This window comes from Parasedimentitalea psychrophila (assembly GCF_030285785.1).
Lineage (GTDB): Bacteria > Pseudomonadota > Alphaproteobacteria > Rhodobacterales > Rhodobacteraceae > Parasedimentitalea > Parasedimentitalea psychrophila.
The window spans coordinates 4,051,968-4,065,164 of sequence record NZ_CP127247.1 but is presented as its reverse complement, the minus strand read 5'-3'; the positions used below and the strand labels follow the sequence as shown (position 1 = coordinate 4,065,164).

The 13,197-nt window shown below is 53.8% G+C and carries 14 protein-coding genes; 8 read left to right on the top strand and 6 right to left on the bottom strand.

Translation table 11 applies throughout. The annotated features are described in order from the left end of the window. The gene (locus QPJ95_RS19675; RefSeq protein ID WP_270920306.1) at positions 1-1,266 is read left to right on the top strand and encodes a glutamate-5-semialdehyde dehydrogenase; all 1,266 of its coding nucleotides are present in this window, start codon (positions 1-3) and stop codon (positions 1,264-1,266) included. Positions 1,267-1,325: 59 nt separating this feature from the next. Here QPJ95_RS19675 and QPJ95_RS19670 read toward each other — a convergent pair whose 3' ends face one another. Then, entirely contained in the window at positions 1,326-1,922 is a 597-nt protein-coding gene (locus QPJ95_RS19670; RefSeq protein WP_270920305.1) for a histidine phosphotransferase family protein, read from the bottom strand. 29 nt (positions 1,923-1,951) lie between these two features. Here QPJ95_RS19670 and QPJ95_RS19665 point away from each other — a divergent pair, with 29 nt between their 5' ends. The 5 genes from QPJ95_RS19665 (at position 1,952) to tsf (ending at position 5,744) form a co-directional block, all read left to right on the top strand. Then, the gene (locus tag QPJ95_RS19665; RefSeq protein WP_270920304.1) at positions 1,952-2,134 is read left to right on the top strand and encodes a DUF3553 domain-containing protein; all 183 of its coding nucleotides are present in this window, start codon (positions 1,952-1,954) and stop codon (positions 2,132-2,134) included. Positions 2,135-2,244: 110 nt separating this feature from the next. Then, entirely contained in the window at positions 2,245-3,006 is a 762-nt protein-coding gene (locus QPJ95_RS19660; protein ID WP_270920303.1) for a GNAT family N-acetyltransferase, read from the top strand. Continuing rightward, positions 3,003-3,848: a lysophospholipid acyltransferase family protein gene (locus tag QPJ95_RS19655; protein ID WP_270920302.1), complete on the top strand. Its 846-nt coding sequence runs from the start codon at positions 3,003-3,005 to the stop codon at positions 3,846-3,848. The genes QPJ95_RS19660 and QPJ95_RS19655 overlap by 4 nt, the downstream gene beginning before the upstream one ends. A gap of 174 nt (positions 3,849-4,022) precedes the next feature. Further along, the gene (gene rpsB / locus QPJ95_RS19650; protein WP_270920301.1) at positions 4,023-4,790 is read left to right on the top strand and encodes a 30S ribosomal protein S2; all 768 of its coding nucleotides are present in this window, start codon (positions 4,023-4,025) and stop codon (positions 4,788-4,790) included. A 78-nt stretch (positions 4,791-4,868) separates the two neighbouring features. Further along, complete coding sequence (gene tsf, locus QPJ95_RS19645; protein ID WP_270920300.1) at positions 4,869-5,744, top strand: translation elongation factor Ts; 876 nt, start codon at positions 4,869-4,871, stop codon at positions 5,742-5,744. Between the two features lie 388 nt (positions 5,745-6,132). On the opposite strand, the gene QPJ95_RS19640 is transcribed toward tsf, so the two are convergent. The 3 genes from QPJ95_RS19640 to QPJ95_RS19630 all read right to left on the bottom strand — a co-directional run bounded on the left by QPJ95_RS19640 (position 6,133) and on the right by QPJ95_RS19630 (position 8,478). Continuing rightward, on the bottom strand, positions 6,133-6,888 hold the full coding sequence (locus QPJ95_RS19640) for an autoinducer binding domain-containing protein (RefSeq protein ID WP_270920299.1): 756 nt from the start codon (positions 6,886-6,888) through the stop codon (positions 6,133-6,135). A gap of 2 nt (positions 6,889-6,890) precedes the next feature. Beyond that, on the bottom strand, positions 6,891-7,334 hold the full coding sequence (gene aroQ, locus QPJ95_RS19635) for a type II 3-dehydroquinate dehydratase (RefSeq protein ID WP_270920336.1): 444 nt from the start codon (positions 7,332-7,334) through the stop codon (positions 6,891-6,893). Between the two features lie 148 nt (positions 7,335-7,482). After that, complete coding sequence (locus tag QPJ95_RS19630; protein WP_270920298.1) at positions 7,483-8,478, bottom strand: NADPH:quinone oxidoreductase family protein; 996 nt, start codon at positions 8,476-8,478, stop codon at positions 7,483-7,485. A gap of 138 nt (positions 8,479-8,616) precedes the next feature. On the opposite strand from QPJ95_RS19630, the gene QPJ95_RS19625 reads away from it, so the two are divergent. Beyond that, positions 8,617-9,645: a phosphotransferase family protein gene (locus QPJ95_RS19625; RefSeq protein WP_270920297.1), complete on the top strand. Its 1,029-nt coding sequence runs from the start codon at positions 8,617-8,619 to the stop codon at positions 9,643-9,645. A 173-nt stretch (positions 9,646-9,818) separates the two neighbouring features. Here the strand turns inward: QPJ95_RS19625 and QPJ95_RS19620 are convergent, their stop codons facing one another. Then, positions 9,819-10,586, bottom strand: coding sequence for an SDR family oxidoreductase (locus QPJ95_RS19620; RefSeq protein ID WP_270920335.1), 768 nt, complete (start codon positions 10,584-10,586; stop codon positions 9,819-9,821). A gap of 184 nt (positions 10,587-10,770) precedes the next feature. Between QPJ95_RS19620 and QPJ95_RS19615 the strand changes: the two genes are divergently transcribed. Next, positions 10,771-11,772, top strand: a complete 1,002-nt coding sequence (locus QPJ95_RS19615) for an IS30 family transposase (RefSeq protein WP_286018192.1) — start codon at positions 10,771-10,773, stop codon at positions 11,770-11,772. Positions 11,773-11,963: 191 nt separating this feature from the next. Here QPJ95_RS19615 and QPJ95_RS19610 read toward each other — a convergent pair whose 3' ends face one another. After that, positions 11,964-13,187 carry an acyl-CoA dehydrogenase gene (locus tag QPJ95_RS19610; protein WP_270918897.1) on the bottom strand — a complete coding sequence of 408 codons (1,224 nt, stop codon included), beginning with the start codon at positions 13,185-13,187 and terminating at the stop codon, positions 11,964-11,966. Positions 13,188-13,197: the final 10 nt, after the last annotated feature.

The window sequence follows — 13,197 nt, the reverse complement described above, 5'->3', positions numbered from 1 at the left end:
ATGAAAGACATTGAAAACATTCCCGAACTCATGGCCGATATTGGTGCCCGTGCCAAAGCCGCGTCGCAAATTTTGGCCACCGCATCGGGCGCAGACAAGCGCCGGGCGCTGAGGGCCGCAGGTGATGCGGTCTGGGCGCAGCGGGGTGAGATCATCGCCGCCAACCAACGCGATCTGGAATTTGGCCGCGCCAAAGGCCTGTCCGCTGCGATGATGGACCGGTTGATGCTGGACGATACCAGGATCCAGAGCATCGTCGACGGCCTGCGCGCGGTTGCTGAACAGGGCGATCCGGTTGGTCAGATTTTGGAACAATGGGATCAGCCGTCGGGCCTCAATATCCAACGGATTCGCACGCCTTTGGGGGTTATTGGGGTGATCTATGAAAGCCGCCCGAATGTGACGGCTGACGCGGGAGCGCTGTGCCTGAAGTCCGGCAATGCGGTGATCCTGCGCTGCGGATCCGAGAGTTTCCACTCAAGCCAGGCCATCCAGGCCTGTCTGGTCACCGGGCTGACTGCCGCCGGACTGCCGCTGGATGCGATCCAACTGGTTCCGACCCGGGACCGCGCCGCCGTTCAGCAATTGCTGACGATGACCGACTATGTTGACGTTATCGTCCCACGCGGTGGCAAGGGACTGGTGGGGCTGGTCCAGCGTGAGGCGCGGGTTCCGGTGTTTGCGCATCTCGAAGGCATCGTGCATATTTATATCGACAAAACGGCCGATGCAAAGAAGGCGCTGGAGGTGGTGCTGAACGCCAAGACGCGGCGCACTGGCATTTGCGGTGCGGCAGAATGTCTGCTGATCCACCGGGATATATGTGAAACCCTGGGTAAGGATATTCTATCGGCCTTAATGGCTGCAGGCGTTGAAATCCGAGCCCAGGAAGGCCTGCCTGGCCCGGAGAATATGGTGACTGCAAGTGAAGCCGACTGGGGCTGTGAATATCTCGACATGATCATCGCTGCAAAACGGGTGGACAGTATCGAAGATGCAATCTCGCATATACGTCGCCATCATTCCCAGCATACAGACTGTATCATCACCGAAGATCCAGACGCAGTTCAGACCTTTTTCAGCGAACTCGACAGTGCCATCCTGATGCATAATGCCTCAACACAGTTTGCTGACGGAAGTGAGTTTGGCATGGGGGCTGAAATTGGCATCGCCACCGGCAAGATGCATGCCCGAGGTCCGGTTGGCGCGGCACAGTTGACCAGTTTCAAATACCTGGTGCGCGGCAACGGAACCATCCGTAGCTAAAACAAAAGGCGCCTCCGTCCCGACAGGGTTGTAGGCGCCTTTTGGCAGATAGGCCTGCATTAGAAATTGATCGTGACCTTATCCAGGCTTTGTTCAACCCGTACCGTACGCCCCATGGTTTTGGCGACCTCTGGCAGCATGGCAAACTGAACCAGCGCCGGGGTGATCGTGGCGTTGGATTGCCCACCACTGATCCGCGCCCAAAGATCGTCATTCACGTTGATCTTTGTCGCCTCGCCAATCACAGTCCACTTGCCATCGGCGCAATAGACCCTGGCGGTGCCGCCATAGGGCAGGGCAGTTTCAAGGCATTGAAGCGCCAGAAACGAAAGACGAACCTCCTGGCGGTTGCAGGGATCCAGCGGTGACCACTGAAACTGAAGCCGCGCGCCCTTGCACATGTCCTCCAGAATTGAAACGACCTCGGCGCGACCGAGTTGCTGATTGCCGGCACTGCCATAGGCCACTCTGAAGAAACGAATGCGTGCATTGGCATTGCCAACACTGTCTGAAATCAGTTCCAGTTCAGGACCGGCGAGGTCGCCAGACATGCCGAGCAACTCCAGGCCATTGTTGATGGCGCCCACCGGGCTGATCAAATCATGACAGATCCTTGACCCTATCAAAGCCGCCAAATCGACGTTATCTATACCCATGTCTTTCCTCCGAATTGGGCCAATCCGTTATGACCGACCTCAATGCAATTTTAACGCCCGGTATGTTTGTGCGGCACCCTGATCACCCCGATTGGGGGCTGGGGCAGGTGCAGTCAAATATCGGCGGCAAAATCTCCGTAAATTTCCGTGATCAAGGCAAGCTGGTGATCGACGGATCCCGCATTGCTCTGACACCAGTATTTGATCCGTGATAACGGTTGATGAAGAGTTAACGTTTTTGATAAATTTTGCTTAAAATGTTGCTTAATCATCGCAATGCAGTCTATCTGCGCCTGACTTCAATCTGTGTTAGCTGTTGACCATGCCAGACCACCTCCCTGCTTTTACCGTGAAGATTGCTGAAACCGCAGCGGACCTGCAGGCTGCGCAGGCGCTTCGATATCAGGTTTTTGTGCAAGAGCTCGGCGGCAGTGGGGATCTGGTTGACCATCAGCAGGGTTTGGAACGGGATGGTTTTGATCCTTTTGTCGATCACATGCTGGTCTGGGACAATACAAATGGCACCCTGGCCGGGGTTTACCGATTGTTGCGGGAAGATCAGGCAATGCGCGCCGGGCAATTCTACTGCGAGACCGAATATGACCTGACGGAGCTCAGAGCTTCAGGCCGCAAGCTTTTGGAACTGGGGCGGTCCTGTCTGCATCCAGCCTATCGCGGCGGCACTGCGATGTTTCATTTATGGTCGGGGCTGGCCGCCTATGTGGAGCAGCATCACATCGAAGTTTTGTTTGGTGTTGCCAGTTTTCACGGCACTGATCCTTCGGTTTTGGCCAATCCGCTTTCGATGCTGCGCCAAAACCATCTTGCGCCCACCAATCTGCGGGTCCGCGCCAGGACCTATCAGCCGATGGATTTGGTTTCACCAGATGATCTGAACCGCCGCCAGGCCATGATCGAAACGCCCGCATTGATAAAGGCCTATCTGCGCCTTGGCGGTTGCGTGGGAGATGGCGCCTTTATTGATTACAAATTCAACACCACCGACGTGTTCCTCATTCTTGACATCGAGAAGATAAGCAGCCGGCAAAGACGACTGTATTCAAACGGACGAGGCCGCGGATGAGCCCCGGTTGGCACAGTGAGGCTGAGCCGGATCCGATTCAGATGTCCGGGTTTGGCTGGGGGTTGGTTGTGCTGCGCTGCCTGATCTTGGCGGTGCTGGTCTTTGGCGGGCTGGTGATCCTGCTCATGGTTCGCTTGTTTGAGCGGCCATTCTTCGGGATGCACCGCCCCATTACCCCCTATATCACTCAATTTGTGTGCCGAAACGCATTTCGGATTATGGGGATCGGTTTCCGGTCCAGCGGTGACTTGATGAAAGAGCCTGGCGCTGTGGTGGCCAATCACTCGTCCTGGCTCGATATTTTTGCCCTCAATGCCCGCAAGCGGATCTATTTTGTTTCCAAGGCAGAAGTGGCAAAATGGCCGGGTATCGGCTGGCTGGCCCGGGCAACCGGTACCGTGTTCATCGAGCGCAACCCCAAGAAAGCGCGCGAGCAAACTTTGCTGTTTGAGCAGCGCCTCAAGGCGGACCATAAGCTACTGTTTTTCCCCGAAGGGACCTCAACCGACGGGCTGCGGGTTTTGACCTTTAAAACAACATTGTTTGCGGCGTTCTTCAGTGATCAGCTGCGTGACTTAATGTCGGTGCAACCGGTGTCTGTTGTATACCACCCGCCAAAAGGAGAACCGAAGAGGTTTTACGGATGGTGGGGGGATATGGATTTTGCGCCGCATTTTCTCAAGACTTTGGCGGTCTTGCGTCAGGGCTCAGTTGAATTGATCTATCATCCTGCGGTCCGCGTGTCTGATTTTACCAATCGCAAGGTTCTGGCTGCCTATTGTGAGGACAAGATACGCAGCGGCCATGCGACTGGCCGCGCGGGCCGGGAAACGGCCGATTAGGCCGCTGTTTTGTCATTGACGCTTGCACCCTGCCACAACCTGTTTTATACGCGCGTCATTCAAACCCGCAGGCGGGGTTTGGCCTGATTGGGGGAGACATCCTCAACAGACCGCCGGTTGGAGCATCCGCTCTAAGACCCCCGCCGAGGAAAAAACCGGAAAGGTAATACGAATATGGCTCTTCCTGAGTTCACTCTTCGTCAGCTGCTCGAAGCTGGCGTACACTTTGGCCACCAGACACAGCGCTGGAACCCACGTATGGGTCCGTACATCTACGGCGCGCGTAACGGCATCCACATCATGGATCTGACCCAAACTGTTCCAATGCTGGACCAGGCTTTGCAGGTTATCCACGACACTGTCGCCAAAGGCGGCCGCGTGCTTTTCGTCGGCACCAAGCGTCAGGCTGCGACACCAATCGCCGAAGCGGCTGAGAAATCAGCTCAGTACTTCATGAACCACCGTTGGCTCGGCGGCACATTGACCAATTGGAAAACTGTGTCCCTGTCGATCAAGCGCCTGAAAGACATCGACCAGAAGATGGAAGTCGGCTTTGATGGCCTGACCAAAAAAGAACGTCTGGGCATGGAGCGTGACCACGGCAAGCTGCAGGCTTCGCTTGGCGGTATCAGCGAAATGGGCGGCGTACCTGATTTGCTGTTCGTCATCGATGTGAAAAAAGAAGCGCTGGCCATCGCCGAAGCCAACAAGCTGGGCATCCCGGTTGTTGCAATCGTCGACACCAACTGCTCGCCTGATGGCGTTGACTACATCATTCCTGGCAACGATGACGCATCCCGCGCGATCGCGTTGTACTGTGACCTGGCGTCACGTGCTGCTCTGGAAGGCATGTCCACTCAACTGGGTGCCGCTGGCGTTGATCTGGGTGCTTTCGAAGAAGCCCTGGTTGAAGAAGTTCCGGCCGAAAACGCCGAAGCCTGATCCAACCGTCACAGGTTAAATAGATGGGGCAGGGTCTGACCTGCCCCAAATCCGTTTAGATTTGAGGAGAGCCAAAAGATGGCAATCACAGCAGCACTCGTGAAAGAACTGCGCGGCGCGACCGGCGCAGGCATGATGGACTCGAAAAAAGCCCTGACAGAAACCAATGGTGACATGGAAGCTGCCGTTGACTGGCTGCGTACCAAGGGTCTGGCCAAAGCAGCTAAAAAATCCAGCCGTACCGCCGCTGAGGGCCTGGTTGCCGTCTGCGTTGAAGGCAACAAGGGTGTCGCTGTTGAGGTGAACTCCGAAACCGACTTCGTTGGTAAAAATGCTGACTTCCAAGAGATGGTCGCTGGGATCTCTAAGGTTGCACTGGGTGTGTCGAATGTCGATGCCCTGAATGCAGCGGACATGGGCGGCAAGACTGTCGCTGAAGTGGTGACTGCCAAGGTTGCTACGATTGGTGAAAACATGTCGGTACGCCGCATGTCTGCGCTCGAAGGTGACGTAGTTGTGTCTTATGTACACAACGCGGTCATCGCTGGAATGGGCAAAATTGGTGTCCTGGTTGCGCTGACCGGTGGTACTGAGGCCCTGGGTAAGCAGATCGCCATGCATATTGCTGCGGTAAACCCGGCGGCTCTGAGCGAAGCGGACCTGGACGCTGCGGTTGTTGAAAAAGAAAAGCAGATCCAGATGGATATCGCGCGCGAGTCCGGCAAACCAGAAGCGGTGATTGAGAAGATGATCATTGGCCGGATGAAGAAATTCATCGGCGAATCGACATTGCTGAACCAGTCGTTTGTGGTGAACCCTGACCTGACGGTCGGAGCTGCAGCCAAAGAAGTGGGCGCCACAATCACCGGTTTTGTCCGCCTCGAAGTTGGCGAAGGCATCGAAGTTGTGAAAGAAGATTTTGCCGCTGAGGTTGCCAAGGTCGCACAGGGTTAAATTTCGGTCCGGCGTTTTTGACGCTGGGTTGTTTTGATCTAAATTGGACCCGTTCCGGACTGGAGCGGGTCTTTTGCTATTTGGCGGTAGCTGGGCAGCCAAAAAAACGGAGCCGCGTCACCGCGACCCCGTTTTTTTTTCGAAGGATCCCTCCAGATGGGGATGAGAAGGTCCCTTCTTTGGCTTCCGACCAGATACAGAAAATACGCATCTAAAACAGAAAACGAGTTGGACTGGTTCGAAATATAAACCTCTTCACCCGAATGTCCCTTTGGCTAAAGCCACCACTCACGGAACAAATGTAGGATGCTCTATTTCACCTATTGGTGGAAGTATTGAATACCATACTTTTTAAGCTCGACTAAATCGGCTTGAAAGACAAACACGCCTAAGCCTCCATTACAAACATCTGGTTTTGTAATGCAGCCTTCAAAACCGCTTGGGCAGTGGTTTCTACGCACAACGAATCTCTTGCCAAACGCAAATGCTTTTCAACCGTCGCCGCAGTTAAGCCCATCAAGATCGCGATATCCTGTGTGGTCTTGCCATCCCCGACCCATTGTAAGGCTTCGCGTTGCCGCTTCGTCAACCCACGGTTGGGAGGGGAATAGGGCAGGGATAGAATTTTCAAATGGGCAATATTGTTTATTAGAATAATATCAGTGCCGTGCTCATGCCACATCTCATCCAGATCATCCTGTGTCCTCCCGCGTTTCCCAGCCAGTGAAATGGCCCCTTTGAACCGCTTGGAAATAGAATGGAAGCTGATTGTATATCCAGCAGTCATTTCCATACGCTTGTTGAACTCAATGACCTTTAGGCCTTTTGAGCTCAGCTCCCGGTTGGCTTCCATGGCGTAGACTTGACGCCAGCTACATGCGCCCTCGTTGTCCAGCGCCCAGCGTGTCATCGGAGCGTGAAAGTAAAGCCCTGTGTGCATGAAACCATTAAGGTATTCATTGGAGTGATTGGAAAGAATGACAAAATCGTCTGGATCCCCGAGTGAGGTCTCCGTCTTATAACGGGTGTAGCCGTAGATCAGCCGATCAAATCCGTATTGTGCCATTTGGTCTATATGGGCGACCCACAACTCTTCCAGACTTCGGCAACTGGAAATGAAATGCAGATACTCAGTCAGTTTCATATTCAACCGGTCTCTTCAAGATGGGCAATTAATGCGCTGATCGCCATCGTATAACCCAAAGATCCAAAGCCGCAGATTTGTCCAAGTGCCACCTTGGAAATATGGGAAACCTGCCGGAAATCTTCGCGCGCGTGAATGTTGGAGAGATGCACTTCGATGCAGGGCAGCTCAACCGAGGCGAGCGCATCCATCAGGGCAATTGAGGTATGAGTATAGGCTCCGGCATTCACAACAATGCCGTGATGGCATCCCTTGGCCGCATGGATTGCATCAATCAGGACACCTTCGTGATTGGACTGCTGGCAAACAACCTGAGCGCCCAGAGATTTGCCCTGAGCGATACAATTGGTGTCAATCATTTTCAATGTGACTCGTCCGTAGACTTCAGGTTGTCTACTCCCCAGCAAATTAAGGTTTGGACCGTTCAAAACCAAGATACTGCGCATTTCAATTCGTTCCTTATTCGTCTTATTAGGGCGGATTATGACAGCCATTCCGGGAAGTCGGAAGAGAACTTGCAGAATACTCGCCTGCCATCAGATTAAATTGACAATTGGGGCAAAAATGCAAGCGCAGCAGCGTGGCAAAGGTCTATCAACCGTTGGTCAGAACAATTTTCCCTACTACTTTTCGATCTTGGATCATCTGCAGGGCTTTGCCGGCTTGTTGCATGTCAAAACGGGCGCTGATGCGCGGCTTTATTTTACCAGCCGCGTAGAGATCAAACAAGTCAGACATGTTTTCTGAATGGGCATTGGGATCGCGAAGCACCGAGGCGCCCCAAAACACGCCCAGGATTTGACAGCCTTTCAACAGTGTCAGGTTCAGGGGAATTTTTGGAATGCCCGCAGGAAACCCGACGACCAGATAGCGCCCCTCCCAGGCCAGAGTTCTGAGCGCCGCCTCAGCATAGTTTCCACCCACCGCATCATAGATAACATCCACACCATCATTGCCCGCAAGACGCTTGATCTCATTCGAAAACGCCTTCTGACCGCTGCGATCAAGATCGCGGCCATAGACGAGGGTTTCATCGGCACCAATAGTGCGGCAAAAGACTGCTTTTTCCTCACTCGAGACCGCCGCAATCACCTGTGCGCCAGCTGCTTTTGCCAGTTCGATCGCGGCGCTTCCCACCCCTCCGGCGGCACCTAAAATCAGCAAGGTTTCTCCGGCCCGGATCCGGGCCCGGTCTTTCAACGCGTGGTATGAGGTCCCGTAGGTAAAGATAAAACAGGCGGCGTCTTCAAAGGACATCTGCGACGGGAATTTGACGGCGCGATCAGCCGCGACACAGATATGGGTGGCAAAGCCGCCATGGCCAGTCAGCGCCAAAACACGGTCCCCCAGTGAAAACCCATCAACGTCATCGCCAATGGCAATCACCTCGCCAGAAACCTCACCACCGGGTGCAAAAGGGCGGCTGGGCTTCATCTGATACAGGTCTTGAATGACCAATGTGTCGGGGAAATTCACTCCGGCCGCATGGATCCGTACGAGCAGTTGCCCGGATGCGGGAACCGGCGTTGGCAGGGCGCTCCATTGCAACGTTTCTGGCCCGCCCGGAGCGGTGCTGAGCATTGCCTTCATTTTGTTTTCTCCATAATTTGGCCGGACATAGCCAAAGTTACGTCAAGTCTTCTGCTCCCCGATGGCGTTGTCAATGAATTTCGAAAATGCAATTCTGTACAGGATCCATAGGGTTACCTTCTCACTTGGGAGACAAATATGTTTGCAGACAAAGCCGCCCTGGATCTTGTCGCCGTCGCGGCATATTTGCGACCGCACCTGCCAGGCTTTGAGGGGCCTGTGACGGCTTCTAAATTTGAAACCGGGCAGTCAAATCCGACTTTCCTGTTGAAAACCCCCGCGTGCAACTATGTATTGCGCCGCAAACCCGCCGGTGTTTTGTTGAAATCGGCCCATGCGGTGGACCGGGAATTCCGGGTCCAAAAAGCGCTGTTCGATTCAAATGTGCCGGTCGCGGCCATGCATTTACTGTGTGAAGATGAAGATGTCATCGGATCATCCTTTTATGTCATGGAACATGTCGTTGGGCGCAATTTTGTCGAACCAACATTGCATGGTTTGGACCGGTCGCATCGAAGACAAGTGATTGAAGGCATGGGCAAAGTACTGGCGGATCTTCATATGGTGGATGTCGATGCCGTTGGTTTGGCGGACTACGGCCCGCCAGGGAATTACTTTGAACGGCAACTGGCCCGCTGGACAAAACAGTACCGCGCTGCGGAGACCGATCCTATCCCGGATATGGACAGGTTGATCCGGGAATTGCAGTCGACAATGCCAAAAGATGACGGCCAGCGGACTTTGGTTCACGGCGATTACCGCATCGACAATATGATTTTCCAAACCGATGGCACCCGCTGTCTTGCGGTTCTGGATTGGGAATTATCGACCATTGGCCACCCCTATGCCGACCTGGCAGCGGTGATCATGCAATGGCAGATGCCCCAGGGCTCCGAGGGCCGCGGTCTTGCAGGGGTCGATCGAGAAGCACAAGGTTTGCCCTCAGATCAAGAGTTTATCCACATGTACTGTGCCGATCGGGGGCTCCCGGAAATCGAAGATTTTGGATTTTACCTGAGCTTCAGTTTTTTCCGCATGGCGGCAATTCTTCAAGGTGTGCTAAAACGGGCCCTGGACGGCAATGCCTCTAACCCGGAGCGAGCCATAAAACTTGGACGTTATGTCCCACTTTTTGCCCGACACGGATTGGAGGCGCTTTGCAAGTAGACAGCCAATGCTAGGGGCGTTTTGGTCCACATGGCCCTCTAAGTCCCGACTTCTCAAGTGAAAACAACCCAAAATGGGTCCGACTAAAAGGCCGCCACAAGGGCAGGGCGGCTGTTACCGCAGATCCCCATGGGTAATTGAGACATTAAATACCTCCTGCAAGTAACTGTTATTTAATGCTTTACATAAATACTCTTAAGTTTACGCATGCCGCTTAGCCAACGATCATAGTCTGTGGTTTTCGCCCGCATATAGTCCAGAACCTTCCCATGAGGTAAGATAAGAAACGTCTCGTTTTCAATGGCTTCGATGCAAGCCGATGCCACCACCTCTGGCTCCAATATGCCATCGATGCTGGCCACGTCATCTTCCAGACCACGTATCATTTTCGACCGCACAGCTTGTGGGCAAAGCACTGAGACACCAATGCCCAAATCGCCATAAGTTATCGCCAGCCATTCCGCCAGACCAACAGCGGCATGCTTGGTAACGCCATAGGGTGCGGCGCCAATTTGATTTAGGAGGCCGGCTGCCGAGGCTGTGTTCAAAAGGTATCCGCCACCGCGCTCAACCATTCTGGGTACCATGTGCCGGGCGGCCCAGACATGAGACATCACGTTGATGTCCCATGTTCGCTGCCAGCTATCATTGTCGACATCGACACCACCAAGTGTCAGAATTCCAGCATTTGAACAGAACAGATCTATCGGCGCGATGGTCTCTTCAACACAGGAAATCAGGTGAGAAATCTGGTCTTCGCTGCTGACATCAAGCTCGAATGCCATGCCGTTGATTTCACTTGCGACAGCCTGTGCTCCAGCCAAGTCAATATCTGTACAAATGACATGAGCTGCGCCTCGCTGAGCCAGCGCGCGGCACAGCGCGCGACCAATTCCGCTCGCAGCGCCGGTGACCACAACGCAAGTTTTTTCTATGAACATTCGTGTCTTTCGGTTGTGTGGGGGCAAGCTACGCTGGATATGCACATCTTGACAATCCAAAATCACCATGGCAAAATATAACATAATACTTATTATGGGTCATTCATTTAGAGGTAGGGTGCGCGCTACCCCCAACTGCGACTCTTGTTAGAAAACAGTAGTTTATCTAACAAGAGGAATCGGCATGGGAACCGTTTATAGCCAACTTAGTATCACAGAACGACGCAGAATAGAACGCTGGAGACACGCAAAGGTCCCTGTTGACGAGATGGCACGTGTTTTGAAGCGTTGTCGATCTACGATATTTCGAGAGCTGAAGCGCAACCATTTCTCTGACCCGTGTATGCCGAAGTGTGATGGGTACTACGGTGCTGCTGCCCAGTTGGTGGCGTCCGGGCGGCGTGCGCGAGAACGTAAACTGATCAAGCATCGGGCATTACGTAAGTACGTGGTCGAACGTCTCAAAAACGGTTGGACACCTGAGCAGATCGGCAACCGCATGATTTACGACAACGCAGCACTGCGGGTCTGCCAAGAGACAATCTATCGCTACATCTACTCAAAGGAAGGCCTGAACAAAGAGCTGTGGTGGTATCTTCCAACACACCGCAAATCACGTACACCGCGGCGCGCCAGAAAGCACCTACTCCCGAAATTTAACCGCGATGTCAGCATCTTGTTTCGCCCGGATGATGTGGCCCACCGGCGTCAATTTGGCCACTGGGAAGCAGACTTGATCCTGTTCAAACAGAAGCTTGGGCAGACGAACGTTACTACTCTGGTTGAACGCGTGAGCCGTTTCACGGTGCTGCTGAAGAATCCAAGCAAGCGCACAAAACCGGTCATGGGCAAGATCATCAAGGCGATCAGAGATCTGCCCTTCATGGCCCGTAAATCCATCACCTTTGATCGCGGAACCGAGTTTGTTTCCTGGCCGCATCTGCAAGCCGAGATCGGGACCCTGACGTGGTTTTGTGATCCATCTTCACCCTGGCAGAAAGGCACAGTCGAGAACACCAATCGACGAGCCAGGCGCTGGTTGCCGCGGAAGCGTGACATCCGGTCAATGTCTGACCACGACATCAAGGAAATTAGTGACCGCCTCAACAACACACCCCGCAAATGCCTTGGATGGAAAACGCCGGCCGAAGTCTTCCGCGAAAAGATATTGGAGGAAATGCGATGAGCCCCCTACCCTGAGCTCAACAAGAGTCGCACTTCACATATCGCTCACAGAGCATCTTGTCTTCTAATTCCCTAATGGGACACATTTTTCCCCATATTCTTGACATGCCCAGTTCTTGATCCAGTTCTGATCGCTATGACATTTGAGTTCCCTGCCTTATGGACAGGGAACCGTCACGATCGTCACGCGGGTCAGAAAAAGGCCTGTAGACCGGTTTGAGCACGCCCCAGGATCAAGGCATGCACATCATGAGTGCCTTCATAGGTGTTGACCGTCTCAAGGTTCATCATGTGACGAATGACCTGATACTCCAGAGAAATCCCATTTCCACCGTGCATATCACGAGCGTGACGTGCGATTTCAAGGGCTTTTCCACAGTTGTTGCGCTTCACAATCGAGATCATCTCAGGCGCCGCCTTGGCCTGATCCATCAAGCGGCCAACCTGTAATGAGGCCTGCAGTCCAAGCGAAATCTCGGTTTGCATGTTGGCCAGCTTTACTTGGAATAGCTGTGTCTGTGCCAACGGCCGGTTGAACTGATGCCGGTCCAATCCGTATTGACGCGCTGCATGCCAGCAGGCTTCGGCGGCGCCCATCGCGCCCCAGCTGATGCCATAGCGGGCGCGGTTAAGGCAGCCGAATGGCCCCTTTAGCCCCTGCACATGCGGCAGCAATGCATCGTCGCCGACCTCAACGCCATCCATCACGATCTCGCCGGTAATCGACGCCCGCAACGACATCTTGTTTTCAATCTTCGGTGCGGTCAGGCCCTTCATTCCCTTATCCAGGATAAAGCCGCGGATTTTATTTCCGTGCTCTTCTGACTTGGCCCAAACGACAAACACATCCGCAATCGGCGCATTTGAAATCCACATTTTTGACCCGGTTAACTTGTAGCCATGCTTGGTTTTTACAGCCCGTGTTTTCATGCCGGACGGATCTGAGCCCGCATCAGGTTCTGTCAGACCAAAGCAGCCGATGAATTCGCCGCTGGCCAGTTTGGGCAAATACTTCTGCCGCTGTTCCTCACTGCCGTAGGCATAGATCGGGTACATCACCAATGAGCTTTGCACAGACATCATCGATCGATAGCCGGAATCCACCCGTTCAACTTCACGCGCAACCAGACCGTAAGCGACGTAGCTGCCGCCCAATCCGCCGTACTCCTCGGGAATCGTGGTGCCGAGCAGGCCCATCTCTCCCATCTCGCGGAAAATAGCCGGATCGCATTCCTCGTTGGCATAGGCGCTGGTAACGCGAGGCTGCAATTTTTCTTGCGCATAAGCCCTTGCCGACTCCGCAATCATCCGCTCCTCTTCACTCAATTGATCCGTCAAACGCAACGGATCAGTCCAGTCAAAACTGCTCAGATCCGGTGCGTCCTTGGCGCGAAGCGCCGGTTTGCCATTGGCCATCTATCGTTGT